At 36.9% G+C, this 26497-nt stretch carries 26 protein-coding genes and 3 pseudogenes; 15 read left to right on the plus strand and 14 right to left on the minus strand.

The genetic code is table 11. The features are described 5' to 3' along the window. Positions 1 to 29: 29 nt before the first annotated feature. The 4 genes from BSM4216_RS13695 to BSM4216_RS13715 form a co-directional block, all read right to left on the minus strand. Complete coding sequence (locus tag BSM4216_RS13695; RefSeq protein WP_048624069.1) at positions 30 to 734, minus strand: hypothetical protein; 705 nt, start codon at positions 732 to 734, stop codon at positions 30 to 32. Positions 735 to 737: 3 nt separating this feature from the next. Then, positions 738 to 1304: a helix-turn-helix domain-containing protein gene (locus BSM4216_RS13700; RefSeq protein ID WP_040340828.1), complete on the minus strand. Its 567-nt coding sequence runs from the start codon at positions 1302 to 1304 to the stop codon at positions 738 to 740. A 293-nt stretch (positions 1305 to 1597) separates the two neighbouring features. Beyond that, positions 1598 to 2290 carry an LrgB family protein gene (locus tag BSM4216_RS13710; RefSeq protein ID WP_048624537.1) on the minus strand — a complete coding sequence of 231 codons (693 nt, stop codon included), beginning with the start codon at positions 2288 to 2290 and terminating at the stop codon, positions 1598 to 1600. Beyond that, entirely contained in the window at positions 2290 to 2670 is a 381-nt protein-coding gene (locus BSM4216_RS13715) for a CidA/LrgA family protein (protein ID WP_048624538.1), read from the minus strand. Before BSM4216_RS13715 ends, BSM4216_RS13710 begins: the two co-directional genes overlap by 1 nt. Positions 2671 to 2845: 175 nt before the next feature. On the opposite strand from BSM4216_RS13715, the gene BSM4216_RS13720 reads away from it, so the two are divergent. From BSM4216_RS13720 to BSM4216_RS13740, 4 genes are all read left to right on the plus strand, one after another. Next, positions 2846 to 3283, plus strand: a complete 438-nt coding sequence (locus BSM4216_RS13720) for a MarR family winged helix-turn-helix transcriptional regulator (RefSeq protein ID WP_048624071.1) — start codon at positions 2846 to 2848, stop codon at positions 3281 to 3283. Positions 3284 to 3432: 149 nt separating this feature from the next. Further along, complete coding sequence (locus tag BSM4216_RS13725; protein WP_218016363.1) at positions 3433 to 3975, plus strand: VanZ family protein; 543 nt, start codon at positions 3433 to 3435, stop codon at positions 3973 to 3975. 792 nt (positions 3976 to 4767) lie between these two features. Continuing rightward, positions 4768 to 4968 carry a DUF3311 domain-containing protein gene (locus tag BSM4216_RS13735; RefSeq protein WP_048624073.1) on the plus strand — a complete coding sequence of 67 codons (201 nt, stop codon included), beginning with the start codon at positions 4768 to 4770 and terminating at the stop codon, positions 4966 to 4968. Further along, entirely contained in the window at positions 4965 to 6443 is a 1479-nt protein-coding gene (locus tag BSM4216_RS13740) for a sodium:solute symporter family protein (RefSeq protein WP_048624074.1), read from the plus strand. The genes BSM4216_RS13735 and BSM4216_RS13740 overlap by 4 nt, the downstream gene beginning before the upstream one ends. 328 nt (positions 6444 to 6771) lie before the next feature. Here the strand turns inward: BSM4216_RS13740 and BSM4216_RS13745 are convergent, their stop codons facing one another. After that, entirely contained in the window at positions 6772 to 8388 is a 1617-nt protein-coding gene (locus BSM4216_RS13745) for an APC family permease (RefSeq protein ID WP_156179295.1), read from the minus strand. 762 nt (positions 8389 to 9150) lie between these two features. On the opposite strand from BSM4216_RS13745, the gene BSM4216_RS13750 reads away from it, so the two are divergent. After that, entirely contained in the window at positions 9151 to 9696 is a 546-nt protein-coding gene (locus BSM4216_RS13750) for a flavodoxin family protein (protein ID WP_048624076.1), read from the plus strand. Between the two features lie 114 nt (positions 9697 to 9810). Here BSM4216_RS13750 and BSM4216_RS13755 read toward each other — a convergent pair whose 3' ends face one another. Together BSM4216_RS13755 and BSM4216_RS16510 are read right to left on the minus strand one after the other, a co-directional pair. Continuing rightward, positions 9811 to 10539 (minus strand): YwiC-like family protein, encoded by a 729-nt coding sequence (locus BSM4216_RS13755; protein ID WP_048624077.1) that lies wholly within the window; start codon positions 10537 to 10539, stop codon positions 9811 to 9813. 538 nt (positions 10540 to 11077) lie between these two features. After that, positions 11078 to 11215, minus strand: a pseudogene (locus BSM4216_RS16510) (DUF3658 domain-containing protein); the annotation flags it as partial. A gap of 300 nt (positions 11216 to 11515) precedes the next feature. Between BSM4216_RS16510 and BSM4216_RS13760 the strand changes: the two are divergent. Beyond that, the gene (locus tag BSM4216_RS13760; RefSeq protein ID WP_174521045.1) at positions 11516 to 11977 is read left to right on the plus strand and encodes a DUF4365 domain-containing protein; all 462 of its coding nucleotides are present in this window, start codon (positions 11516 to 11518) and stop codon (positions 11975 to 11977) included. 139 nt (positions 11978 to 12116) lie between these two features. Here the strand turns inward: BSM4216_RS13760 and BSM4216_RS13765 are convergent, their stop codons facing one another. Continuing rightward, on the minus strand, positions 12117 to 13049 hold the full coding sequence (locus BSM4216_RS13765; protein ID WP_048624078.1) for an aldo/keto reductase: 933 nt from the start codon (positions 13047 to 13049) through the stop codon (positions 12117 to 12119). A gap of 260 nt (positions 13050 to 13309) precedes the next feature. After that, on the minus strand, positions 13310 to 13654 hold the full coding sequence (locus BSM4216_RS13770; protein WP_048624079.1) for a DUF3139 domain-containing protein: 345 nt from the start codon (positions 13652 to 13654) through the stop codon (positions 13310 to 13312). Between the two features lie 147 nt (positions 13655 to 13801). On the opposite strand from BSM4216_RS13770, the gene BSM4216_RS13775 reads away from it, so the two are divergent. The 7 genes and pseudogenes from BSM4216_RS13775 (at position 13802) to BSM4216_RS17375 (ending at position 19974) form a co-directional block, all read left to right on the plus strand. Continuing rightward, positions 13802 to 14269 carry a VOC family protein gene (locus BSM4216_RS13775; RefSeq protein ID WP_048624541.1) on the plus strand — a complete coding sequence of 156 codons (468 nt, stop codon included), beginning with the start codon at positions 13802 to 13804 and terminating at the stop codon, positions 14267 to 14269. 391 nt (positions 14270 to 14660) lie between these two features. Next, complete coding sequence (locus tag BSM4216_RS13780) at positions 14661 to 15296, plus strand: LysE family translocator (RefSeq protein ID WP_048624080.1); 636 nt, start codon at positions 14661 to 14663, stop codon at positions 15294 to 15296. A 408-nt stretch (positions 15297 to 15704) separates the two neighbouring features. Then, a complete protein-coding gene (locus BSM4216_RS13785) occupies positions 15705 to 16820 on the plus strand; it encodes an IS4 family transposase (protein ID WP_048622499.1) in 1116 nt (371 codons plus the stop codon). Positions 16821 to 17098: 278 nt separating this feature from the next. Further along, positions 17099 to 17419 (plus strand): IS66 family insertion sequence element accessory protein TnpA, encoded by a 321-nt coding sequence (gene tnpA / locus BSM4216_RS13790; protein ID WP_003352856.1) that lies wholly within the window; start codon positions 17099 to 17101, stop codon positions 17417 to 17419. Next, entirely contained in the window at positions 17413 to 17769 is a 357-nt protein-coding gene (gene tnpB, locus BSM4216_RS13795; RefSeq protein ID WP_003352857.1) for an IS66 family insertion sequence element accessory protein TnpB, read from the plus strand. The genes tnpA and tnpB overlap by 7 nt, the downstream gene beginning before the upstream one ends. 61 nt (positions 17770 to 17830) lie before the next feature. Next, entirely contained in the window at positions 17831 to 19408 is a 1578-nt protein-coding gene (tnpC, locus tag BSM4216_RS13800) for an IS66 family transposase (protein WP_048623352.1), read from the plus strand. Between the two features lie 92 nt (positions 19409 to 19500). Beyond that, positions 19501 to 19974: pseudogene (locus tag BSM4216_RS17375) on the plus strand (ATP-binding protein). Between the two features lie 408 nt (positions 19975 to 20382). Here the strand turns inward: BSM4216_RS17375 and BSM4216_RS13805 are convergent. The 5 genes and pseudogenes from BSM4216_RS13805 to rlmD all read right to left on the minus strand — a co-directional run. Then, a complete protein-coding gene (locus BSM4216_RS13805; RefSeq protein WP_048624081.1) occupies positions 20383 to 20844 on the minus strand; it encodes a hypothetical protein in 462 nt (153 codons plus the stop codon). A 169-nt stretch (positions 20845 to 21013) separates the two neighbouring features. After that, complete coding sequence (locus tag BSM4216_RS13810) at positions 21014 to 22924, minus strand: hypothetical protein (protein WP_048624082.1); 1911 nt, start codon at positions 22922 to 22924, stop codon at positions 21014 to 21016. A gap of 302 nt (positions 22925 to 23226) precedes the next feature. Beyond that, positions 23227 to 23553, minus strand: a complete 327-nt coding sequence (locus tag BSM4216_RS17175) for a tyrosine-type recombinase/integrase (protein WP_244878017.1) — start codon at positions 23551 to 23553, stop codon at positions 23227 to 23229. Then, positions 23550 to 23699: a hypothetical protein gene (locus BSM4216_RS17180; RefSeq protein WP_244878018.1), complete on the minus strand. Its 150-nt coding sequence runs from the start codon at positions 23697 to 23699 to the stop codon at positions 23550 to 23552. Before BSM4216_RS17180 ends, BSM4216_RS17175 begins: the two co-directional genes overlap by 4 nt. A 734-nt stretch (positions 23700 to 24433) precedes the next feature. Further along, a pseudogene (gene rlmD / locus BSM4216_RS13820) lies at positions 24434 to 25036 on the minus strand (23S rRNA (uracil(1939)-C(5))-methyltransferase RlmD); the annotation flags it as partial. 195 nt (positions 25037 to 25231) lie between these two features. On the opposite strand from rlmD, the gene BSM4216_RS13825 reads away from it, so the two are divergent. Together BSM4216_RS13825 and BSM4216_RS13830 are read left to right on the plus strand one after the other, a co-directional pair. Then, positions 25232 to 25672, plus strand: a complete 441-nt coding sequence (locus BSM4216_RS13825) for a hypothetical protein (RefSeq protein ID WP_244878019.1) — start codon at positions 25232 to 25234, stop codon at positions 25670 to 25672. After that, on the plus strand, positions 25662 to 26474 hold the full coding sequence (locus BSM4216_RS13830) for an ImmA/IrrE family metallo-endopeptidase (protein ID WP_048624084.1): 813 nt from the start codon (positions 25662 to 25664) through the stop codon (positions 26472 to 26474). Before BSM4216_RS13825 ends, BSM4216_RS13830 begins: the two co-directional genes overlap by 11 nt. Positions 26475 to 26497 lie beyond the last annotated feature (23 nt).

Raw genomic sequence — 26497 nt, forward strand, 5'->3', positions numbered from 1 at the left:
TCCCTTTATAGATAACATACTCTTTACTACTACCATGCAATAAGTCCCGTTACTAATAATGCTGTCCCTACAACGGCTACGAATAATTGTGCAGCCAACATATTTTTACTAGATAGCCAAACAACTACTAAATTAAATAAGCTATGGACAATAACAAAAATGAACGTTAGCAAAGGGATTTTCGCTATAAGTAGTGTGACTCCAATATGAAAGGCACTTGCAAAGATCCGTTCCACCACACCCCACAATGGACTTAAACGAAGTTGTCCATTTGATTCTAATAATTCTTTTACTTGAATCGATTTTTCATCTTGTCGTTGTATGATATGGATTAGAACGAATCCGTTGATGATCGTAAATAATACTTCTATCGCAGCCCACCCTTGACCAACTGAAATCGCCCAGGAGAAAGAGGTTCCAGTAAGCAACAAGAGAATCAAACGAACTCCTTCCTCCAAAGGTCCGGAAGATAAACCAACAAAAAGTGTGGCTTTTTCTTTAGACAATCCCTTAAACAATACAGTGACTGGACCGCGTAGAAAAAGGGCAATCACCCAACCAAGAGCTCCCAAACTAAATGCTTTCCATTGAATAGGGCTAAAACCATGGTAAAAAAACAACCCAAATGATATAGGAACTGCTAAATAAAAAGGGATTGCAAGGATAAATCTACGAGCCATTTTTTGATTGGATGGATCAGATAATGTATTTTCGTTTTTCAAAGGTGTCGGCATTGATTATTCCCCCTCTCCTTTATGGTTTGAAGGTTTTTGTTCTGGCTGAGGTATGAAGATCGTTGAAAGTGTGCGAAGGCGCCTGCCAGGAGCCGGTTGATTTTTAAGAGCCGGCTCAACAACAGAACGAATTGCTTGTAACAATCGGGAAAACTCCTCATCGCTTAAATACAATGAAGCCTTACGATAGCTGACTCCATCCGCCTCCAGATCAAAGTGTTCTTGCTGCAAATATCTGTGAAAGTCAGATTGAATGGAAGCTAAAAAAGCCAAAAAATTCCGCATGTGATCTTCTCGGCTGAAGTTTGCCAAATCATCTTTTGTCAAATTGGCTCCTTGTTCTGCCAATGTGTAAATTTTCTCTGTCGTTCCACGGACTTGTCGTTGATCAATAATTTGAATAATACCGCCTTCATGCAACTTATGAAGGTGTCGATATAATGTAGCCTGCGGAACATCCGGCAACAACTCGATTAATTGTTGAGCAGTTAGGTGCCGCCCCCCAGTGAAAGTTTGAACAATACGTAATCGGATCGGATGAAGAAGTAAATCTGCCTTTGACTGTTTGATCGTCGTTCACCTCTTTTTATTATTATCATTATTGATAATAATAATAAAGAAAATAACAATTGTCAATCCACAATTATCCCTTTTTTCATCTAATGAGAAAAAAATAAGAGCCGTTAGCCAACGTCCAACAACTAACGACTCCGTTTCATAAAATGTAGTACTTGAGATCCTCTTTTCCCTTTCATTTCCCCTTTTATTCACATAAAACAGATTGAAAAACACAATCCATCGCATTTAATCCCCATCAATTTACCACTTTAATCCTTTAAAACAGCATGGGGGTCTGTCCCCTTTTAAATATGAAAGAACATGGTGATATACGGTGCGACAATGGAGCCTAATAAAGCACTTAATACCATGGCGACTGAGCCGATGGAAACGGCTAGTTCTCCGAATTCGGATGCTTTTGTGATTCCAAGTACATGTGATGCACTTCCAAGGGCAATTCCTTTTCCAAGCACACTTTTGATGCGCAGCCACTTTAAGATCACGGGTCCTACTATGGCGCCGGTAAGGCCTGCCACCATCACACATATAATCGTCATCGAGGAAATTCCGCCGATGCTGGCTGTAATTTGAATAGCCACTGGCATCGTAAAGGATTTCGGCAGCATCGATAAAACAAGACTACGATCAAAATGAAAGAATCTGCCAAAGAAAAGTCCGCTTAGCATTCCGGTCATCATCCCGACGCTCACGCCTACCAGAATAGGAACCATATATTTTTTCAGCACAAAACGTTGCTTATATAAAGGATAGGCCAACGCTACGACACTTGGTCGAAGCAAAAAATTAATCCACTTGCCGCCCTTCATATATGTGTCATACGAAATATGTGCACCAATCAACAAAACGACCATCAAAATGGTCGTTGTCAATACAGGAAGCAAAAACGGCCAAGAAAAGCGTGAATAAATACGGCTCATGATCAGATAAATCCCAACCGTCATGATGATCATGACGAGAGGGATGAGAACTTGTTGTATCATGCTTTCTGCTCATCCTTTCTTTTTTGTCTGCTTTTTTCTAATAATTGACTGGCATGACCAGCAGCTACCACCGTCATGATCGTGCTAATGAAGACAATGAAAAATAATAAGACCCCCTGCTTGGAAAGCAATGAAGGGTAATTCATAATGCCAATCATGGCCGGAACAAAAAGAAGAGGCAGAAACGCTATTAAGAAGCCAGCCCCTTGTTCAATCCAATCCAGCTTAAATAGTTTTAAAGATAAACAAAGCAGCAATAATAAAAGTCCCAGCACATTTCCGGGAATCAATAAATGCAAAGCACGGTGAATCATTTCACCAATAAACGAAAACCCGTATAGAATAAAAATTTGAATAATAATTTGAATCCACTTCATTCGCAAAAATCCTTCTCCCACTCTCTTTAATTTGAGTTGTAATCATGTATGATAGGAATAGAAAATACTCAAATACTTGTATAATACAACTACATACATAATATGTATTATAAAATGATATTTTTCCTTGTCAATGAATTTAGAAGTTGAAAGCGGCGCCAATTTAAGGAGGAATATGAGATTGTCAAAAAAAGAACGTGCCATTGAACAAATCGAATACGAAATGACGACCTTTATACGTATGGCCACTTATGTGGACCAGACAGATAAAAAAGTAGGCATCTTTGAACGTGCCACTTATTTACTGCTAAGAGAACTCGATAAATTAGGATCCGCACGGCTGAAGACACTGGCCGATGTGCTGAAACTTGATATTTCAACCGTCAGCAGACAAGCGGCCTCACTTGAATCCAAAGGACTAATCGAACGTTTAGCAGATCCGAGCGATGGACGAGCCACTCTTTTTCACCTTACCGCAACGGGAAAAGAGAAACTTGCTATGGACAAAAAAATACGATTATCCAGATACAATCAATGGTTGGAAGAATGGACAGAAGAAGAATGCGAAATATTCAAAAATTTATTGAATCGATTAAACAACTCCTTTATTTAATAAAGGCTATGTTTTAAATCAATGTTGAAATTTGATATAATTTCGTGACAATTTGAATGTAAGTTAACTATAATTTATTACACAATCGAAGATAAGTGCGAACTGAAGATTATTTATAAACTGAACTTCAGAGAATAAGCAGGGATAAAATGAAAAATGGAGGTATTATGAATAAACGAGAGAGAATGAAAACAGTCTTTTTATATGGTATTTTCATTTGTTACATACTTTTGTTAATTAAAATATTGTTCTTATCAAGAATTTCGCATTTGGAGCATAGGTCAATCAATCTCATTCCTTTTTATAGTATAATGGAATATATATCTGGCAGATCTGCGAATATAAAAGCATTTGCTTTTAGTAATGTGGTTGGCAATATAGTTATTTTTATTCCCCTTGGTACATATTTGTCATTATTCAAAAATGATAAAAGAGTAATAACCAATTTGTTGTTTATATTTATAGTGAGTTTGTTTGTTGAAATCATTCAGGGGCTTTTAGGCATTGGAGCATCAGACATTGATGATATAATTCTAAATTGTTTGGGTGGATTGATTGGTATTTCAGGGTATAAGTTTTTATTGTTTATATTACGAGATGAGAAAAAAGTACATACTGCAATCACAATACTATCTGCTATCGGATTACCTCGTATATTATATTATTTATTCATGATGAGAATGAGATTCTGAATATCTTTATTTCATATTCAAGAAGATACCCTACACAAAAAGAACGTAGAAATTAAGCATAATGCGAAGTATAAGTTGGTTCGCTATCTTCTTAAAAGGCGAATTAAGGAAAGTCAAAGGGCTTCCCTTAAAAATCGCTTAATTTTCAACACTATTTTAAAACATAGCCTTAATAAAAAGAGAGCCATTATGAAACACCGTTCAAAAATGCGAACGGTGTTTATGATTTTAAAAGAAGGAAATGGTAAAATTCTGCCTTTATCCATTGTTTTCGATGGACCATTTCGAATATCACGAACTTTTCCTACGTATGATAAGGTCCTCCCCACTATATCATCCCCTTCCTTTTGTTTGTTCGACAGTCCTTTGTCGAAATGAAATGTCCATTTCTCCATTCTTTTTTTATGAAAAAATCAATATGCTTTTTTAAAAAGCACTCTTGCTGCTGCACTTTTATTAGAAGCTGTTTTTAGCCATTTCTTGCATCAGCAGATCGATATTTAGAGCATATAGAAAATGTCCTCTGTAGTTGTTTTAGCTAAATAACAAAAAGAATCTTGTTGTTGTCTGATATTTCTCCTAAATACCGGAATACCGCTGATGAAAAAGGCGCTTTGGAAGAAGACAAACCGACTTTGTCATTTTTTATCTGATCAAATAATTTTAATATTCTGATAATTATGTTATATTATATAACATACTCGAATTTTAATCAGGAATAGAAATATCCGCCAGCTCCGTTGGGAAAGCGTTCTAAAGGTTTTCTATCATTCCATAGAGGAGGAAATAAAAATGAAAGGAATCCGCTGGCTAATGTTGCTCCCTTTTCTTGGCATTCTCGGCGGTATCCCGTTTGCCAACAGAGTGACTCCCTATATACTTGGCCTGCCGTTTATTCTTTTTTGGATTGTTGCCTGGGTGATCATCACTTCCATTATCATGGCGATTGTTTATCGCTTTGATCCGAAAGTGAAGGAGGAAGACCAAACATGAATACATCGTTGGTGTTGATTTTTGCTTTTCTGCTGTTATCCCTTTTCTTAGGAGTACGAGCGCGGAAAGGGAAAGAAATGAATTTGGAACAGTGGACAGTCGGCGGCCGCGGGTTTGGCACCATTTTTGTCTTTCTTCTCATGGCGGGCGAAATTTATACGACATTTACCTTTTTAGGCGGCAGCGGCTGGGCATACAGCAAAGGCGGGCCAGCGTTTTACATTATCGCGTACGGTTGCTTGGCGTATGTTCTGTCGTATTGGATGCTCCCAAAAGTATGGAAATATGCGAAAGAACATCAGCTTATGTCACAGTCTGATTTTTTCGCCAGCAAATACAACAGCCAAGCGTTAGGAGTGCTGGTTTCTCTGGTTGGGGTGCTGGCACTTATTCCGTATTTGGTACTGCAGCTAAAAGGATTAGGCATCATCGTTTCTGAAGCTTCATATGGTACGATTTCAGAAACGGCGGCTATTTGGATCGGCGTTGTTGCCGTTACAGTATATGTAATTATTTCAGGAATCCACGGTTCGGCTTGGACAGCGCTAGTGAAAGACATCACGATTCTTATTGTCATCGCCTTTTTAGGTCTTTATCTGCCGTTTCATTACTATGGCGGAATTCGGCCGATGTTTGAAGCGATCGAAAAACCCAATCCAGGTTTTCTCTCCTTGCCGAATAAGGGGATGAGCGTATCATGGTTCATTTCGACCGTACTGTTGACGGTTCTTGGTTTTTATATGTGGCCTCATACGTTCAGTTCGATTTATTCGGCTAAGAGCGCCAATGTTTTCCGGAAAAATGCCATTATTTTGCCCATTTATCAGTTATTGCTTCTATTCGTCTTTTTCGTCGGCTTTGCGGCGATTTTAAAAATACCGCATTTGGAAGGATCGGATACCGACTTGGCGCTGTTGCGTTTGTCCATTCAGACATTTGATCCTTGGGTCGTCGGGCTGATCGGCGCCGCCGGGCTGTTGACGGCTATGGTTCCAGGTTCGATGATATTAATGACGGCTTCCACGCTGCTATCGAAAAATGTCTATAAAGTATTTTCTCCTTCTGCCACTGACCAACAAGTTGCAAAGCTGGCGAAATATCTTGTTCCTGTCATTGCCTTGATTTCGTTATACTTTACGTTCCGTGGAGGAAATACGATCGTTGCTTTGCTTCTCATGGGATATAGTCTGGTGACGCAGCTGTTCCCATCGTTTGTACTAAGCTTGATGAAAAACAATTTTGTAACGAAACAAGGAGCGTTTGTTGGTATTATAGCCGGGGTTGCAACGGCGGCTTATATGACATTATCAGGCAGCGGCATTGGTACTTTGTTCCCGTCCTTGCCCCAGACAATGCAAGATTTAAACGTCGGAATGATTGCGTTGATCGTGAATGCTGTGGCGACAGTGGTTGTAAGCTGGATTTCAGGCAACCCTCGGTCAGTAAACGTTGACTCAAAAGAAAATACCATGTAGGGGAACCGATTTTTTCCCGATCGCTAGTCTATTTTATTGAAAAAGCAGCGATGAGACAGCAAAAACATTTCATTGGCATTAGAAAGTATGGAGGGAACGTGAACTTTGACCAGACATAAAATTCACCTTCGGATTCCAACAATGCATTCTTGCCCTTATAGACACCAAACAAAAACACCCCCATCAACCGAATGGAGTGGCCATTCGATTCAGGAGGTGTTTTTTCCTTGTATTATTTTATTGTGTCGCTTCAAGCCATTTGTGCAATCCCATAAAGGTATTTTTTCGATTCCTAGATTCTATTCAGCCAACTAAGCCATTCCTACTTTTAATTTTGAGCCACTTTTTTTATGCTTTCGTTTTCGTATTCTACTGGCTGATTGAGGCTTTCAGCTTCTTTCAATTGATCCGTGAAGTAAGCGGATCGAATCGCCCACGCATAAAACACTAGTGCACTGACCGCAACGACTACCATATCCCAACCGTACGGAATGATATTATATCCGCCAAATTGTTTACTGCCGAGACAGGAAATGAGCATCATATAGAGAAGATAGCAAACGAGCCACAACCCTGCCTTGAAATTTTTCAAAAACGTTTCCTTTCCTCGCTTCGCTTCATAATAAAAGTAAATCGGAAGGCCTATGAGCATGACGAACAAAACTTGTCCGGTTAATGGCCATCTGGACCAATATAAAATCAGCGAAGAAACGATAAAAGCAATCGGAGCAATGACAGCTAAACCTTTTGTTTTCAAAGGACGGTGGTAGTCAGGAACCAGCTTGCGCAAAGACATGACTGTAACCGGACCCGCCATATAGCTGACAACAGTCGCTACCGATATGACTTCCACCAGTTCTCCCCATCCGCGGAATAAAAACATAAACAAATAGGACACAGCCAAGTTTAACCACATGGCAGGCCGCGGAACCTTATATAATGGATGGACGGTTCCGAAAATCTTTGGAAAGTAGCCGTTTTTCTCCATCCCGTAAATCATTCTTGCCGTAGTCGCAGTGTAGACGGTTCCTGTACCTGAAGGCGAGATCACAGCATCAGCAAACATCGCAACCGCCAGCCAACCGATTCCAAGAGCCAACGCCAAATCAGCAAACGGCGACTTCATCTCTAATCCGGTCCATCCATGTGACAGCATGCTGGAAGGAACACTGCCGATGAACACGAATTCAAGAAGGAAATAAAGTACTCCCGCCGTAAGCAGCGATAAAATGACGGCAAGAGGAACGTTGCGTCCCGGATTCTTCACTTCTCCCGCAAGATTGATGGGCGTCTGAAAGCCATTAAAAGCAAACACGATACCCGATGTGGCAATCGCGGTCAATACGCCTGACCAACCGTTCGGCATAAATCCACCGGATACATGCGTAAAATTAGTTGTCTTAAATCCGACGACATAAATCCCGATAACGGTCAATAACGGGACGACAAATTTGATCACTGTGACAATGGTGTTGGCTTTCGCAAACAATCCGACCGTCCAATAGTTGAGCAAGAAAAAACCGATAACCAAAAAGAACGCTAAGACTAGTCCTGACGTTGTCAAATGGGTTCCATCATACATATTTTGCGCCCACGCCCATGGCCACGAGCTCATATATTGTACGGAAGCTTCTGCTTCGATTGGAATCACTGATACGATCGCTATCCAGTTTGCCCAACCAGCGATAAACCCTACAAACGAGCCGTGGGAATATTGAGGATAGCGCACCATTCCTCCCGACTCCGGAAACATACCTCCTAACTCAGCATAAGAAACGGCAATACAAATGATGATCAGACATCCGATAATCCATGAAAAGATCGAAGCAGGACCAGCTACTTTTGCCGCTTTCCAAGCACCGAACAACCAACCTGAACCAATGATAGAGCCCAATCCCGTCAACGTTAATGCGAAGAGCCCTATTTCCCGTCTCAAATTCTCCACTTTTTTTTGCATTCTTTCACCCTCTTTTGTCTTGTCAAAGATAAAGTAAAGGAAATCATTCCCAAGGATTTCGGGAGTAAAACATTTGAAAAAAATATTATTTTTCGGAATATTTTTGACAAAAAATTTGTACTGCTCGACTGTTTTTCTTTATTCGCTAATCGCTTTTAATCTATCATTCCTATAAAACATTACTCTCTCCAAAAAGTATGAATAAGTGTCAACAGCTTATTCTTTATGCGTAAATAGTTTTTCAGCAAAATCTGCTTTCTGTAATAAAAAGAATGTATTTTTATCAATGTATTTTTATCAATGAAACGGCATTACGTTGAACTAGTTTGCCCCCCAAAACCCACCACCTTATTCAATATTTAAAATATCCTGAATACTTCGTTTAGTACTTCCTCAAACGCTTCGCATATATGCTTTTATAATATAATATATCATATTTCACATAATCGTCAATAATGCAACATTATCGCGTTATATAATATAACATTTCATTATGCAGAGAAGAATTTGGTTTTGCCAATACCATATCAAAGCTTTCTGATTTCCGATAGACTAAAAAATCTGGAAAAAGGCCGCGCCACGGCTAAATAGCAATGTCAAGAAATTCATTTAAAATTGGGCGAATGGTCTAAATGCGACAGGAATACATTTCTCATAGTATACTAGGACTGTCAGGCTTCACTATTCATTGATCATAAGGGCAAAATAATTGAATTGCTTTTTAAAGATAAAAAAAGGAGAGTGTAAAACATGTCCATCGCCGTCATTTACGGGGGAACCCGCCCCAATGGCAACACCGAAATTCTGACGAATCGGGCGATTGAAGGGTTGGAAGCAGAACGAATTTATTTAAATGAGTACGACATTCGGCCGATTGTAGATGGCCGTCATGCAGACGGGGGATTTCCAAAAGTAAACGATGATTACAACAAGGTTCTTGATCGCGTTTTACCACATGACATTCTCATTTTTGCTACCCCCGTTTATTGGTACAGCATGTCGGGAACGATGAAAAATTTTATCGATCGTTGGTCACAAACCTTAAGAGACCCTGAATATCCTGACTTTAAAGCGAAAATGGCTGAAAAAGAAGCGTATGTCATTGCGGTCGGGGGAGATCATCCAACTTTGAAGGCACTCCCGCTCGTTCAGCAGTTTCAGCATATCTTTGATTTTATGGGAATCGCTTTTAAAGGATATATTCTTGGTGAAGGAAACAAACCGGGGGATATTCTTCAAGATCCAAAAGCATTATCAGCGGCTGACCAATTGCGAGAAAGTCTCAAAAAGAACTAATTTCAAAAAGTTCGCACCGGTTCTTTGGCGATTTTATTTCCTGAAGAGGGACTCTTTCATCCCTCTTCTCATTTACTTGGCAATAGAACAGTATTCAAAGAAATCTGCTTTTCGTTAAACATGAAACAGTAGAAGCATAGCGGCAAAAAAATAAATGGCGTTCGCAAACTCTGAAAGTCCTATTTTCTTTATAGGCAATGACTTTCCATATAAATAAAAGGCTCGAATGACACTTGGTATGTAAGCAAGTACAAATAACGGGTAGTGCGCATAGATTAATCCAAAGATCAATAATAAATGATATCCCCAGGAAAGCCATTTATAGACAGGATTATTTTTTTCACGGATCATCGTTTTTACGTAAAAAGTGCTTCCGATAAAAAATAAAAAGCAAAACATAAACAATTCCAACGCAGTCATAGTGAATTGGCCGTTCCCCATATAAAAACTGGCAAGACCGCCGATACAAAAACTTGTAATGGCCGCAACATCATTCACAAAATCGCGTTCTTTTTTCTTTCGCGCATAATAAATATTGATAATAAAGAACGGAACCATGGCAATACCGAAATAAAGAAGTTTTACTTGATAATAGATGGGGATGACAAACATCAGGACGGCAACAACACTATAACGATAAAACCACGGCAAGTATTCCTTACGTTTTAATTTTATAGCTGTTAATAACGGGTAGGTGGCTAAATACAGAGCCAGCCAACCGATAAATAACGGAATATGTAACCAAGTAAACCCTCCCGCATAAGCTCCAAGAAAAAAGGGGATGGTCAGCATCGCCCACGCTCCATGTTGTTTTGGAATGAGCCATTTTTTAGTAGAAGACATCACTTCTCACTCCTCTTGTTCGATTCCTGCGAAAGTTCATAGACGTGTCGAAGCGAGAAAAACATACCACCAACCAATCAGACACCGTCTTTTATTCCGCTCTCTTGTTTTATCCCGTCCACTTTACAATGACCACGAATGAAATAAAAGTAGTATTTTATATACTTCTATTATAATCGTCTTCCACTAAAAAGGTTTGTCTATTCTTTAACAATCTTCCAATAGAGGTCCCCTCTTCTATTCATTGAAGTTGCGATAGCACCAGTGACAGCGGGAAATGAATTTCTGGTGCGCTTTTCCAAAGTCCAAGTTTATCTTTTGCTACTCCCAGAATAGCTTGTATGATTGTTCTTTAAAAATTAAGGTTGTCTATCCAATAAGGAGACGGCCATTCCACTTAAATTCAGGAGGTATTTTTCTCCTGTTTCATTTTATTAGATCCCTTCTATTCCGTATCAATATTGGTTTCCTCATTAGTCTCAGCCAATTTCATTCAACCTGTAAGAATAATAAACAAAATAACAGTGTGAACCCTATCTCATTTTTTCGATCTCAATTTAATACTATAGCATCTCATAGCTTCTAGACTGCCTTCCATCTCGAAAACCCCTTTTTCTATTAGCCTCCTTAACCGATATTCCAAGAACTCATCCCCTACATACTGTTCTAAATGACCAAAACATCATAGCCTTCTACTAATGCGTCCAAAAACATTATCTCATCTAGGTTAGTAAAGTAATCTATTTTCTCTTTTGGCGAACAGAGAACGATCATGCAAACGGTATAATCCATTCTTCGATAATTCCGTACATGGTTTCAAAAAATGAGCATTAGGCTGTGTGTATTCAAGCACTTATAATCGAATTTCTTCAGGACTCATCCACTACTATTCTATGCTATGATTTGGTATTAGGAAAATAGTCGCAGGATAAAATTACTCGTAAAGGGAAAAAGCAGTAACCAAGGAGGAAAATACGTGCCAAATACAAATTGGACCAAACTTAGTACTTTACAATTAGGGAGATATGCAGAGTATTTTGCAAAAATGGAGTTTGCATCATATGGATTAGAAGTTTACACAACCGAGGTGGATGACCATGGTGTAGATTTTATTGTTAAAGATAAAAAGGGGCGCTTTTGTGAGATTCAAGTAAAATCTCTTAGAGGAAAAGGATATGTTTTTGTACCCAAAAGCAAATTTGACATCACCAATAAAAATTTATATCTAACTCTATTAATTTTTGAGGTAGGAAAAATGCCCGATATTTTTCTCATACCTGCGAAAGCATGGGAAATGCCTAATGAAATATTTGTAGACAGGAATTACGATAAGCCCGGTCAAAAAAGTACTCCTGAATACGGCATTAACATATCTCAAAAGAATTATCCTATCCTTGAAACATTCAACTTTGAGAATACCATAAAAGAGTTTTTATAAATGGAGGATTCTCCAAGAGGCACCCCCTTTATTTATCAGCGATTCTCTTAAATCCATACCCATTCCTATATATCAGCCGTTTCTGTATGCAAGTAAAGCCGTGCTGACAATCTTCAACACGGCTTTGTTTCCATTATGGCTATGATTGAAAAATACGATCAATGCTTTCAATTTCTTCTTTCGTCAGCTGTACATCGAGTGTCTTTAAGTTGTTCACGACTTGTTCCGGTTTCTTTGCACCCGGAATGAGTGCATCGATGGAATCTCTCGTTAAATACCAAGCTAGCACCACATAGGCAATTTCCGTATTTTTCGCTTCAGCGATGGGTCGCAGCTTCTCAACTTTTTCCAGATTCCGGACAAATTCTTCTCCTTGGAACAACGGATTTTTGGCGCGCAGATCATCGAATTTCGTCTCTTTCGTATATTTTCCGGCTAAAAGACCTGAAGCCAGAGGAAAATACGGTACAAATGAAATGCCTTGCTCCGCGGTATAAGGCAATAAATCTTTCTCCGCTTGCCGCTTAAACAAATTATATTCCGATTGCAGCACGTCCACATAACCGTCTTGATTCGCTTCTTTTAATTGTTCAATCGAAAAATTGGATACGCCGATGGCTCGAATTTTTCCTTCATCTTTCAGTTTCTTTAATTCACCGACCGCTTCGTACTTTGGCGTGGATTCATCGGGATAATGGATGTAAAACAAATCGATGTAATCCGTTTGCAGCCGTCTCAAGCTGTCCTCCACCGATTGACGAAGAAAAGCAGGAGAGTTGTCAATCTCAATCTTATCGCCTACCAATTTATGCGCGCCTTTCGTTGCAATCACTGTATCTTCCCGGCGGAACTCTTTCAACACTTCCCCGATTAATTCTTCAGAACGTTTAGGACCGTAGATAAATGCAGTATCCAAAAAGTTGACGCCGTTTTCCAAAGCAGTGCGAACGACTTGTTTCCCTGTTTCTTCGCTCAAATTCGGATAAAGATTGTGGCCACCAACCGCATTCGTTCCTAACCCTATCGGATTAACATATAAATCCGTTTTTCCTAATTGAACCTTTTCCACCATCAGTCCCTCATCTCCTTTTCATTTATTAAAAACAGTATAACAAACCTCTGCTGGAAAAACCCACTAAAAAGGTTTGGATTGCCAAATTTAAAAAATGAAATGAGCGAGGTCTCCAACCATCCGTTCTGAAAACAGTAAAAATCACGGCATTTGAATTGGAACTCCTACTTGTTCGAGGGAGGCTGTGCATGAATGCAGTGGATTACTAAATAGCAACCATCTTTTTAAGAGCGTGAAGAATTTGCCTGATACAACAAGAGTCATTCCTCTAAATATTTTCCTTTCTCTTTCCTTTTCGTTATTTCTGCATTGGTTTGATCGTATGCTGATACGAATACTTTATCGGGAATCAAGCCGCCATTGCAAAAATATTCGTAGCGGATTCCTTTTTCATCTTTGTAGTAAACAACCATGTAATAAACCCCTTGTTTGCTGTCGTAAACCATTTTTTTATTTTCAATCTTGTCGGTATATCCTTTTTCCTCTATGTGGTCCATGATTGCTTTTTCTGTCAATGCTTTTTGAAAGTAAAATTTGTATGTAAGAATGCCGCCTCCGATAAGAATCAACATTCCAATAATGAAAACCCATTTTTTATTTCTCATTGTTCTCCCTTCATATTTATTTTCTCAATCATCTTATTAATCAGATTACCTGTATAATACAATAAAGTAAATATTTTCTTGAGGGGCGGAATACTTATTAGTTAAAATGATATGGGGAGTATATTCAATGACAAAGGCGTGGGAGAAATGATAAAAGGGTTATATGAGGCGCATTTGCCTGTAAAAAATTTAAACATTTCAATCGAATTTTATCAAAAATTAGGATTGAAATTAGCTTTGCGCTATGAAAAGATTGCTTTCTTTTGGATAGAAGAAGGAAAAAGCTGGTTAGGTCTGTGGGAAGGAAAGGAATACCGGACTCCATACCATCCATCACTAAGGCATATTGCTTTCCGAGTATCTTATGAGGATTTAAAGAATTCTTTAAAATGGCTCGAATCACTGCAAATTGAAGCGGTACCTCACGGCGGCCGAACAACTAACGAGCCTTTTATAAGACCCAATCAAGGGAATGCTTCGGTTTACTTCAATGACCTCGATGGCAATAGCTTAGAATTAATGTGTTACGTAGAGGTCCCAGATGATTTAAAACATTTGACCGAAACATTGTCATTTGAAGATTGGGAGACTTTGATTGCCAAACATTCAAAATGAGATAGAACATAGACATGCTAATTCTGGATTAAATCATTGAAGAATGAGGCCACTAATTCGGTGGTCTTTTTATGTTCCCCTTTATTTTCAATAGAAAGAGTTGCGCTCCCTAGATTAGTATTTAGGTGTAAAACATTTAATTTCATAAATCAGATATTCGACCTTAGAATTACCGAGTATTCGGCCTTGAAATAAAGATGCTTCCTCGTCGTGCACTTGACAACCATCTTGCAATCTTACAGCGGATACGAAATTAGAAGGATAAGCGAAAGGAGAATTTTTAAGAATAATAAAAAAATTATGATAAAATAAATGCAAAATGAAATCCATACATACACACTGCCAAAAAAGTGCAGCAAGACGTTTAATGACAGGGAGAGGTGTTTTTATTGTGAATATTTTCAGCTACATCGTACTGGGTCTTTCGCTTTCTATACCCGTTGGTCCCATCAGTATAGAAATGATTAAGAGGGGGATTAAAAACGGATTTTGGCAATCTTGGGCAGTTGGTCTAGGTGGAATGTCAGCAGACATCGTATTAATGTTTCTCATCTATTTTGGTGTATCTACTTATTTGACTACCCCGGTGGCCCAGTTGATCATGTGGATTTTCGGATTCATCATACTGGTATACTTGGGATACGAAAGCATAAGAGATGCTTTTAAAGAAGTCCATATATCCGACGAAATACAAAAAGAAAGCATATCGAAGTCTTTTTTATCGGGATTTTTAATCGCTATTTCGAATCCACTCAATATTATTTTTTGGATAGGCATTTATGGTTCTGTTCTGACAACTACTCTTAATACCGTAAGTCAAGGCCAGTCTTTCCTTTACAGCAGCGCTATTTTTATCGGAATTGCACTTTGGGATATAACCGTTGCCGCATCCGTCCATTTCGGGCGAAAATTTACGAATCAACGTTTCATAAAATGGCTATCGGTCATTGCGGGATTGGTTTTAATAGGCTTTGGCATAAATTTTGGCTACAAAGCAATCAAAAGCTTGATGCATATTATAAGTTAGCTTTAATATGATCATTTTAATCCGTTTAACAGAGTCTTTACCGTTTCTCACCCTTGCCGGACAACAAAAATTGCTCATGCTCTTACGTAAAAAATGAAAAAATTTTTAACGTACACAAAATGAGCCAATGTTTTATTCGATCGCTTTCGGGTTTTCTTTTTTCTCTTAACGGTCTTTTTTGCAGTCTCATACATTTCGGGGGATTCAGACATCCCCCTTCTATAAGGGCTGAACCTTTATTCCGACTATTAAACTATGTATAATATATCACTAGCATTGCAGTAATTAAATCTGATGATTCAAAATACTAAGAATGTTCAATTTTTTATTGATTTCGAAACAAAAAAATCCTTTACAATGGAAGTACAGGTGGTTCCTGCCCAAATCCAATCGTAAAGGATAACCATTATGGACAAGAATACACTAATTTTATCATTTGGTAAATGGGTTTCACCCATAAATATTCAAAAACTTAGCGAACAAGTCAAAGAATTGAAACAGGACTATTACACAAAAAAGCTGACAACAGAAGCTTATATTAAACTTTTATTGGTAGCCCAGCTGCTCGAATTTAAGAGCTTAGAGGAAATGAGTGATGCACTTGTAGACGAAGATCTTCAAAAAGCACTCGGATTTGAATCGATAAGTGCCTCTCAGCTATCCCGAAAAAACAATCAGATCCACCCACTAATTCTTGCAAATTTGTTCTTGGATCTTGTTTGGAAAATTCAACGGTACCATTATAAAAACGGAAAGAATATGCCACTGAAAATCATTGATTCAAGTACACTCCCGTTGAACTTGACCCATTATAAATGGGCAAAATTCCGGAAAACAAAAGCTGGTGTAAAGCTACACTTACGGCTCGTTTTCATGGATAAAGACACCGTCTATCCTGAAAAAGCAGTGATTACGACAGCAAAAGAACATGACCGAAATCAACTCGAAGTCCTAGTGGATGATCAAGAAGCCATGTATGTGTTTGACCGCGGTTATGTGGACTATGAACGTTTTGATCGGATGACAGATGATGGCTATTTCTTCGTTTCAAGACTGAAGAAAAACGCAGTCATTCGTGAAGTCTATACATTTTCACTTCCTGATGATTGTCACGTTCTATCCGATAAAATGGTCTACATTGGTACCACACAAAATCGTACTGAAAATGTCTTTCGTCTACTAGAAGTTATGGACACAAAAGGGAACTTACTTCGTTTCATCACCAACCGATTTGATTTAAAACCAGAAGAGATAAGTGATATTTACCGATCTCGCTGGGCTATTGAACTCTTTTTCAAATGGCTCAAGCAACACGTAGAAATTAAGCACTTTTATGGAATGAGTGAAACAGCTATTCAAAATCAAATTTTCTTAGCCCTGATCACGTATTGCTTACATGTTCTCATTCAATTGGAGATGAAAAGTAAGAAATCCCTACTTCGAATTACTCGTTGGTTAAAGAGAGCTCTGTGGAAACCAGCTTATGTTTGGTTGCGAAAATTTGATGGGCGAGCCAGTCCATAATCTCCCTTTTGTCGTTGTCGCTCTGGTTTAACTGTATATATTTACCAAATGGGCAGTGCCACCTTTCTTTAGGTTTTGTCTTTTTGGCACAAATTCACAAAAAATAATTAACAGAAAATTCTAACTATATTTATGCAATGCTAATGGTGCAGCAACAACCAAAAATTTTTTCTGTGTACATGAACTATATAAAGGTAAGCGTCAAATCTTGGACACCTTCTTGATGTGCTAATTTCATGAGATAATCTCCTCAAGATGAAATTGAAGGAGGTTTTTTTATGCCTAAGAATCCTGAATTACGAAAGGTTTGGGAACAACGAATCGCTGACTATCGTAAAAGCGGTCAAACTCAAGTAAACTGGTGCAAGGAAAATCAATGGAGTATTCACCAGTTTAAATACTGGTTAAGAAAAATTGAAAATCCAATAAAAAATCAAGGAAAGTCTACAAAATGGGCATCCGTTACCCTAGAAGATCATTCACAAACAGTTGAAAATTCATTACGGATTGAAATTAGTGGGATTTCAATTGAAGTAAAACCTGGTTTCGATCCGGCCTTTCTTTCAGAAGTGGTTAGGACGTTGAAATCAACATGTTAGTTGGTACAAGAGCTGAACGAGTTTACTTGGCAAAAGGAAGTACTGATTTGAGAAAATCCATTGATGGATTAGCTGCTTTGGTGAAAGAGGGATTTGATTTAGATCCCTTTTCATCAAGCTATTTTGTGTTCTGTAATCGAAAGCGAGATAAATTAAAAATTCTTCACTGGGACTATAATGGTTTTTGGCTTTATTATCGTCGATTGGAAAAAGGAAAATTTCAATGGCCAAATGAAAATGACACTGGAACGATACAAATTAGTTATCGGCAATTACGCTGGTTATTGGATGGCCTTGCAATGGAGCAAAAGAAAGCACACCCAGAAGTAAAGGCTAGAACAGTTATATGAATTTTTTACTTTTAACAAAAACCTTGGAGGAAAATAGCTAAAACCGTCGAATTATTACTACATGATGAAAAATTTAAAGAATCCTACCCAAAACCCATTTGAATTAATTGAAAAACTTCAACAGCAAATCGTTGAATTGACGGCGAAATTACGATGGTATGAAGAACAGTATCGTCTTAGTCAAAAACGAAAATTTGGCTCTTCAAGCGAAAAAACAAATCCTAATCAATTAGAACTACCTTTATTCAATGAAGCAGAGGTAGAGTCTAATGTAAAAGCCGAAGAGCCAACTGTTGAAACAATTACATATCGTCGTAAAAAGAAACGTGGTCAACGTCAAGCTACGTTTGAAAACCTGCCTATGGAAACGATTGAATATCGTTTACCCGAAGAAGAGCAGGTCTGTTCGTGTTGCGGTGAAAAAACACACGAAATGAGCACAGAAGTACGACAAGAATTAGTGATTATTCCGGCTCAAGTCAAAGTTTTAAAACACGTTCGATATGTCTATGGATGCCGTCATTGTGAGCGTAATGAAATAGAGACACCAATCGTTACAGCACCTGCCCCAAAATCTGTGTATCCAAAAAGTTTAGCTTCACCGTCAAGCATGGCATATATTATGAATCAAAAATATGTAGAGGGGCTACCTCTATATCGCCAAGAACAACAGTTCAAACGATTAGGTGTGATCTTATCCAGGCAAACCATGGCCAATTGGATGCTTTATGGTGCCGAAAAATGGCTTGCGCCAATTTATCAACGAATGAAAGAGCATCTCCTCTCTAAAGACATTCTACATGCGGATGAAACAACTGTTCAGGTTTTACATGAACCTGGAAGGTCAAGTACATCGAAATCTTACATGTGGCTTTATCGGACTGGAAGAGAGGATCCACCACTTGTCCTTTATGACTATCAGGAAACTAGAGCAGGAGAACATGCCAAAGAATTCCTAAAAGGGTTTAAAGGATACCTGCATGTCGATGGATATGCAGGATACCATAAGGTATCCGGCGTAACATTAGTTGGATGTTGGGCTCATGCCCGCAGAAAGTTCGATGAGGCTTTAAACGTACTTCCTGAATCCAAACGTCATTCAGCAGTCACAGTTCGGGAAGGACTCAATTTCTGTAATCAGCTATTTGCCATCGAGCGTGATTTGAAAGAATGTACACCAGAAGAACGATATAAAAAACGACTTAAACACAGCCAACCATTGTTGGAGGCTTTTTCAGCATGGCTAAAAACAGAGAAAAGCAATGTTTTACCAAAGAGTCTATTAGGTCAAGCCATTACATACTGCCTCAACCAATGGGAAAAACTCGTGGCATTTTTAGAGGATGGACGTTTAGAAATCGATAATAATCGAAGTGAACGATCCATTAAACCATTTGTGATCGGTAGGAAGAACTGGATTTTTAGCAATACTCCGAAAGGAGCTAAGGCCAGCTCAATCATTTACAGTATTGTGGAGACAGCAAAAGAGAATAAATTAAATCCATTTTATTATCTTCGCTACTTATTTGAAAGGCTTCCCAATATGGATATAAGCAATATGGATGAGCTTGATCAACTACTTCCTTGGTCCAAAACAATTCCTTTGAATTGTCGGGTTTTTAATAACTTATCACAATAATAGTATTTAATCCCTATCATTAAAAGGTGGGGATTATTTTACGCTTACATATAAAGGAATAGTACGCATTGAATAAATAAACGTTCTTCACAATGACACTATCAAAATGTCGGTTTTGCCCACGGAGAAAATCTATTTTTCTTGGACCACCGGGCGTTGGAAAAACACATTTAGCCATTTCCTTTTCGATTGAAGCCATTACTCAAGAATACACCGCTTTAGACGATTTAGTGGCAGAACGCCGAAAGGCAAACGAAAAAGGGACTCTCGAACGTTTAGTCAATCATTGGAGTCGCCCAGACATACTTTATAGATGAGGTAGGATATCCCCTTTTGATGAACTAACGGAGAATGTGTTTTTTTAAATCATAATCGAAATGATATGAACAAGGAACGATGATTCTTACATCGAATAAATCCTATCTCAAATGGGGAAAAGTATTCGGCGACGATCATTAGCAACAGCCATTTTAGATCGTCTATTACATCACCCCATTACCTTTAACATCAAAGGCGATTCTTACCGCCTCCGAGAAAAGAAAAAAGCAGGCCTTTTTCCTTCCTAGTTATCGAATTAAACGTTCAAAATGGGGAATTTCATTTTGTTGAAATTGGGGAATTTTCAATCGTTGTTGTCCCCCGCCCCAACCCCGCATTCTTAAGTTCGAGTTAAAATACAGTTTGGCTATAGAAACCTAATTTCGGACAATTTTTGATGCAAAAATGACCGTTTTTTCGCCTCTTTTTTCGCATTAAAAAATAGTTTTGCTTATATTTGGAGAGAAGAGAAAATTGAGAAAAGAATGATGGGACAAGGGATTGGCATGAAAAAAACCGAAATCGCAAATGATTTTTTTAACGAAATCAGAGTCGGAATAGCAAGAGTTTATTTTAACTAGCAATTGTTTATTTTGGGGTTACATAGGAGAAAAAAGAGACTAGGAGGTAAGAAGACTAATCTTGCATTTTGCTTACTATACACCTTCTAAATAATTCATTTTGGCTTGTTTTATTTGTTGTTCTACAAGCTCCCATCGTTTATCAAATATATCAATATCATCAAAACTTGCATCCCAAAAATATTTCTTTCTTGCACTTTCCCTTGCATCATTTAGAACTTTTTCTAAGTTTTCACTTTCATACTTAACAATTGTTATTATCCACTCACGTTCAAATCCTTCGTTTTCTATCTTAAAGTATATTTCATCACGTTTCTCCATAAGTTTATCTCTTTTTTCTATCCATTTTCCCCTACTATCCAAACTTGAACTTTCTTTTATAATTACGTCAAGCCTTTTTAATGTTGCCGAAATATCAGTCAATTCCCTGAATTTCCGCTGAAGTAACTTATCTCCCTTCAACTTCTCTAATGTTTCGTTCAATTTTTGTTCTGTTATCTTAATAACTTGTTCTTCAAATACTCTAACCATGTTCAATTAACTTCACCTCTTTGCTTTCCGAATTATTCCAAATAATTTTCATTTATATTACTTATCTTGCTACATACTCTTCATTTTCCATAAAAATAATTTGCTTCCTCGCTAAATAGTATTGGTTTAAAAATTTATTGAACTGTCCATCAATTGAAGTTTTTATATTTGCAACCTACATGTATAAATACGGTGGAAACGATGCTGTTTTTATATCTATGCTTATCTTACCCGTTTCTTTGCCTTCCTCTTTTGCTTTCTTAATAGCTTTAGTTTTTTCACTCTCACTTTTCAGAAAATTCTTATACCATTCATAAGTTTCATGTATTGAATTTAATACTTCAGATATTTGTAGATCAGGACGTCTTTTTAGATAATGTATAATAGTTCCAATTAAAGAATTAATATATTTATTTAAACGGATTGTAAATATATCGATATTATTAAATAAGATGTTGTTATTAGAATGAACTAATTTGTTACGTACTCTATATATGCGCGTTAAATCATGTTCAATCAGTTCATGTAAATTCTCGATATTTCTCAAAAGTTTACTTAAATCTGTTAAAACCTCTCTTATAAAAGCAATCTCTCTATGCATTACTACATCCTTTTCTAAACTTTCAAATAAACTTTTAATATTATCTTCTTCTCCTAAAAAATCTACTAACTTATTTTTATCGTATTTTCCTTCTTCTTTAGAACATTTAAAAAATAATTCTTTTACTATATTTATTTCATGAAATCTCTTATTTGCTAAAAGTCTCTCCCAAAATATATTAAGCCGCTCTTTTACAAGATATAAACTAATCACTTTAGGCACTATATCTATTATTTTACTAATTATACTTTTCCCCTCATAGGAATTTAAAAGATATTCAAGGCTGGACCAATTATTGAGTAATCGATTTTCTGGTGATGTTTCAATAGACTTCTTTAGCATTTCAAGTGAATTATTCAATTGCTTAATACTAGTTGTAATACGGCCATTTTCTTTTCTCACTTTATCTCTTAAAAGTAAAAAATCTTTAATGTCTTCATTTTCTCTGGCACTTATACTATTATTAAAAATTTGTGCGTCAGTATTATCAGTTCTCATTTGTACCCATTCATTATAACCATTTGATAAAAGACATTGTACATTGACCGCAACTTTATCAAAATTATAATAATGTTTATACATTCCAAGATAACTTTCTAAGTTTTTAACTACTTTTTCTATAGCCTTATATTTATCATAAGCAACAACTTCGACTTTTAAATTATGATATTTATCAGATTGTCGAAAATGGAGTTTATCTTTTCTTTCACGAATGATATACTCTTCACTTTCATTCAGTCTACAATACCTATATTTTAAATTAATACATCCTTCCGTTTCCAACTCATTTTTTAATTCATCCGGTAACCAACTATTTATAATTATAGAATACTTAGTAGGTTCTTTAATCAAATCTTTAAACGCTAATAGAGCCTTACTCAATTCTTCTCTATCCAAATCTTTTATGTATTGATATAATTCTTTGTAACTTTGTTTCCATTCACTCAGATATTTAAACGAATATCCTAAATTTAATAACTCACTAATAAAATACTGGACTATTAAATCGATCTCTTTGTAGGATAATGGAACCTCTAAAATTAAATCAATATATTCTTCAATTAAACTTTCAGAATCATATCTTTTTACTAAACTAGAAATTGAAATACGTATAGTATTTAATTTCTCTTGATCTACTTTTTCTTTTTCTCCTTCATTTAAAAATTCCTGAATTCTCTTAACTAGAAAACTTATATCCCTGGCTAACTCTCCCTTTATTAATAAAGGATTCTGTTTACAATGAAATAAAATACTTTTCATTGAACTGATTAAACTATGTTTTAATTTAGTTTTATCACTAGTTCCTTCCCTAATATCTTGCTCAATTTCCAAAAATTCGCTAAACATTAATGTTATGCTATCATATCTCTTTTCCTGTAAGGCTTTTGTAAACATTTGAGATTGTTGGGATTTAGAATAATTAAAATATTCCATGATCTTACTAATAAAATAACGTTGACCACCTAACAACTTTTCTTCTGACACTTCTTTCCCCTCAATCTAATTGATTTTTTTAAAGTATACCATAAATTTCTACAAAAAATTACATTGACAAATACAGATAAAAAATATAGTATTAAAATGAAGAATAAATTTATAAGATGTTGAATAAGATAATATTGCAAATATCGGACATGGCATAATGAAATGGGTCAAAGTTTTGATTCCCTTATTATGCTATGTCCTTTAGTATTATATATTATTTTTATTCACTGAAACCAAATATTAATATATCCTCCTCAACGCCTCCAACTGTTCTTCCTATAATGAGTCAACATATATCACTGTTATTTGAATCTTTCATGTCGTGCAAATTTCCGAATAGTTTCAATCGGCGTTCCGGCATTGGCCAAGTTCTTACAGAAGCTATGTCGAAAGCGGTGTGGAGTATTGTTCTCCATATTGGCAAGACGTGCGTATTTAGTCAGCATTTTTTGAATTCCTAGCTCGGATAAAAATGGGGAACGCTCGGATACAAATAACCGTGTGGATTCTTTATGTATGTACATTTCTAAATTTTTTCGATACTTCAGCCATTTACGTAAATTTCTGGCGTGCTTTTGAACCAGTAATATAGTGGCAAACTTATTCCCCTTGCTTTCCCGAGTGATCACACTTGAACACCTTTATCTTTAGATATGATGTCGTTTATTTCTAATGGAGCAACCTCATTTACCCGAAGTCCTGCATCCAGCATTAAGTCGATCATGGCATTTGCACAGCCGTTTGAATTCGTTTGGCTCCAATTGTACATAACCAATGAATCGGTCTAGTTCTTCTTTTGTAAGCCATTTTATTTGATTAGCCCCATTAGCATATTCCAATTTTTCGATTTTGATACGTGCCATCGGATTGTCTTTAATGATCCCTCTAGAAAGCAAAAATGCAAAGAATACCTTTAATGCGGCAATATATTTATAAATGTTGGAAGGTTTTCGTTTGCATTGAAGTTTTAAATAACCGGTATATTCTATTAGATTTTCCGGTAAAATCGGACATTTTTTGAAATATGCTCATCTCCCTCTCAATATGGATTCATGTACTATACTCTCTGATTCTTTTGTTAAATCCTTTTGAGTAAAGTAGTGGTCAATTTGGTTGATGACTTGAAATACCCGTCCACATTACGAATCCTGTCTTCAAGGTGATCCAATACCAGAGGAAGACCAACATCATTACAATGCGACTTACAGCCCTCGAAAAATCGGGATATATAGCTTAGAGGAAGATCGTGTAGTGAAATGACAATGCCCTTATTGTAAAGGCGAATGTGTCAAACCTAGTCCTGAGATCTGTGCCTGTCACGCCTCAAAATTTGTCGAAGATGGATAGAGATAGAGAAATGCCTTAGCCTTCTGTCTTTTTTGAGAGTTGAAGAAAAACTTCGAAGAGTTCTTATCCTTTAAAGTGCTATCGCTCGCGGTTCATCGACCGAATCGAAATAAAAGCAGATGGAACACCGAAAATCTTTTACTGATTTTCGGCTCCTTCTACTTAATTTCCCCTCAACACTATCTCCGCCTCGGCCTCCACATGCCTTGTTTGCGGAAACTTGTCGACGGGTTGGAGTTTGAGGGTTTTGTATCCGCCGTCTTCGAGGATTCGGAGGTCGCGGGCGAGTGTGGCGGGGTTGCAGGAGACGTAGACGACTTTTTTTGGTTTTATTTGAAGGATGGTTTCTAATAGAACTGGGTCGCATCCTTTTCTAGGGGGATCGACAACTAGAACGTCGGCTTTGATTCCTCTTTTGTACCATTCTGGAATGACTTCTTCTGCTTTTCCTGCCTCAAATTCGGCATTGGTGATGCCGTTTCGTTCGGCGTTTTTCTTTTTTTCAATCGCTTCCGGCACGATTTCGACGCCGTACACTTTTTTCGCGTTTTTCGCTAAAAACAACGAAATGGTGCCAATGCCGCAATAAGCGTCGATGACCGCTTCATCGCCTTTTAATTCGGCATATTCCAAAGCCTTGTCATACAATACTTTCGTTTGTTCAGGGTTGACTTGGTAAAACGACTTTGCTGAAATGGCAAATTGAACGTCGCCGATCGAGTCATAAATGACATCCCGTCCCCATAAAACGATCGTTTCGTCGCCGAGAGTGTAGACAATTCATATTGTTACCGATAGAAGTTAATCATAACTTCAGAATGGAGAAGCTTTAGCTGAAGTACGGACTTTTTATGGTTCCCATCTTCATCTTATAATAGTATTTAAAACGTGCACTATTTCGTCTAACATAATGTACTTTTTTACGTTTATTGCGTATAATAATATATAGAAGTATACAAAATGAATACCAAAAGACTTGGAGGTGTGATGATGAGCGAGACCAAAAAAATAATCGGAGAAAATATAAGGAAATATTTAGATGCGAAAGGTGTTAAACATAACTGGGTTATAGATCGATTAGGAATAAGCAAAGGTGCTTTTTACAGATTTCTTAAAGGTGAAGGAAATGTGGATCAATTTGAGGAGAAAATGTTAAAGCTGTTTAGAATTAAAGATCCCTTTTATTTTCATCGTAAAGAAATGGATTTGCCTAAAGGTGTCAATGAAAAAATGGAAGAACAAAATTTTATGGATTTTGCTGCACTGTCTTTAAATGGGGAAGTGAATGAAGCATTTAAAGAAGGGATGAAAGTTTTTAGAGAATTTGTAGAATTGATTGATATTCTCAAACCTTTGTCTCATTCACCAGTTATGTTTGGAGGAGAACATCGTGATCAATAAAGAGAATATAGAAAAAATAATCAATTTTAACCGAGATTATTTGCCTGAAGTGAAATCAAAAATTGAGATGTTAAAGTCTTCCGGTGATCCTCTTATCGCATCTAAGCCTTTAGAATTCATTAAAACTTATTTATATGAAAATGCACGCGTATTAGAATTTCCCATTAAAAATTCTGATTATGGCGGTTTAGTTTTTTATTACAATCAGGATTTTTATATACAAATCAACACAGCACAGCCTAAAATTTATGAGAACTTTATGTGGGCGCATGAGTTCTATCACTTTTATTTTGATAAAGATAAGGTGAAGAAAAAAGAAGAAAATTTGGTTCAGATAGACAGTATTTTTGATGAAAAGGAGAGACTGCCAAATCTTTTTGCAGGTGAAATTCTTATTAATGATCATATTTTAAATCGGAAATATCTATCTTTAAAAAAGGATAGCAGTCTTAGTTTAACCGACATTGCAGTTCATTTAATTCCTGTTTTTGAAGTTCCTTATAAGGCAATCGTAATAAAACTGGCTCAAAATCAATTCATTACCATTGATGAAGCTAAAGATATTATTGATTATGATTATAAAAATAACCTGCCTGATGAAATAGACCGTACATTATTTGCAGCTAGCAATAAAATTAAAATTGACGATTATAAAAACTTGATATCAAAAGCGGAAAAAAACCTAAATGAAGAAGACTATCAATCCATCATCAATAAATATAAAAAATTATATCAATTAGTGCTAGATTGGCGAAAAGAGTTAGCGGGCGAAAGTGAAAATGAAGGTTATCGAAAATCCTAAGATCCGTCCCATAAAACCTTTTA

Source organism: Bacillus smithii, from assembly GCF_001050115.1.
GTDB lineage: Bacteria > Bacillota > Bacilli > Bacillales > DSM-4216 > Bacillus_O > Bacillus_O smithii.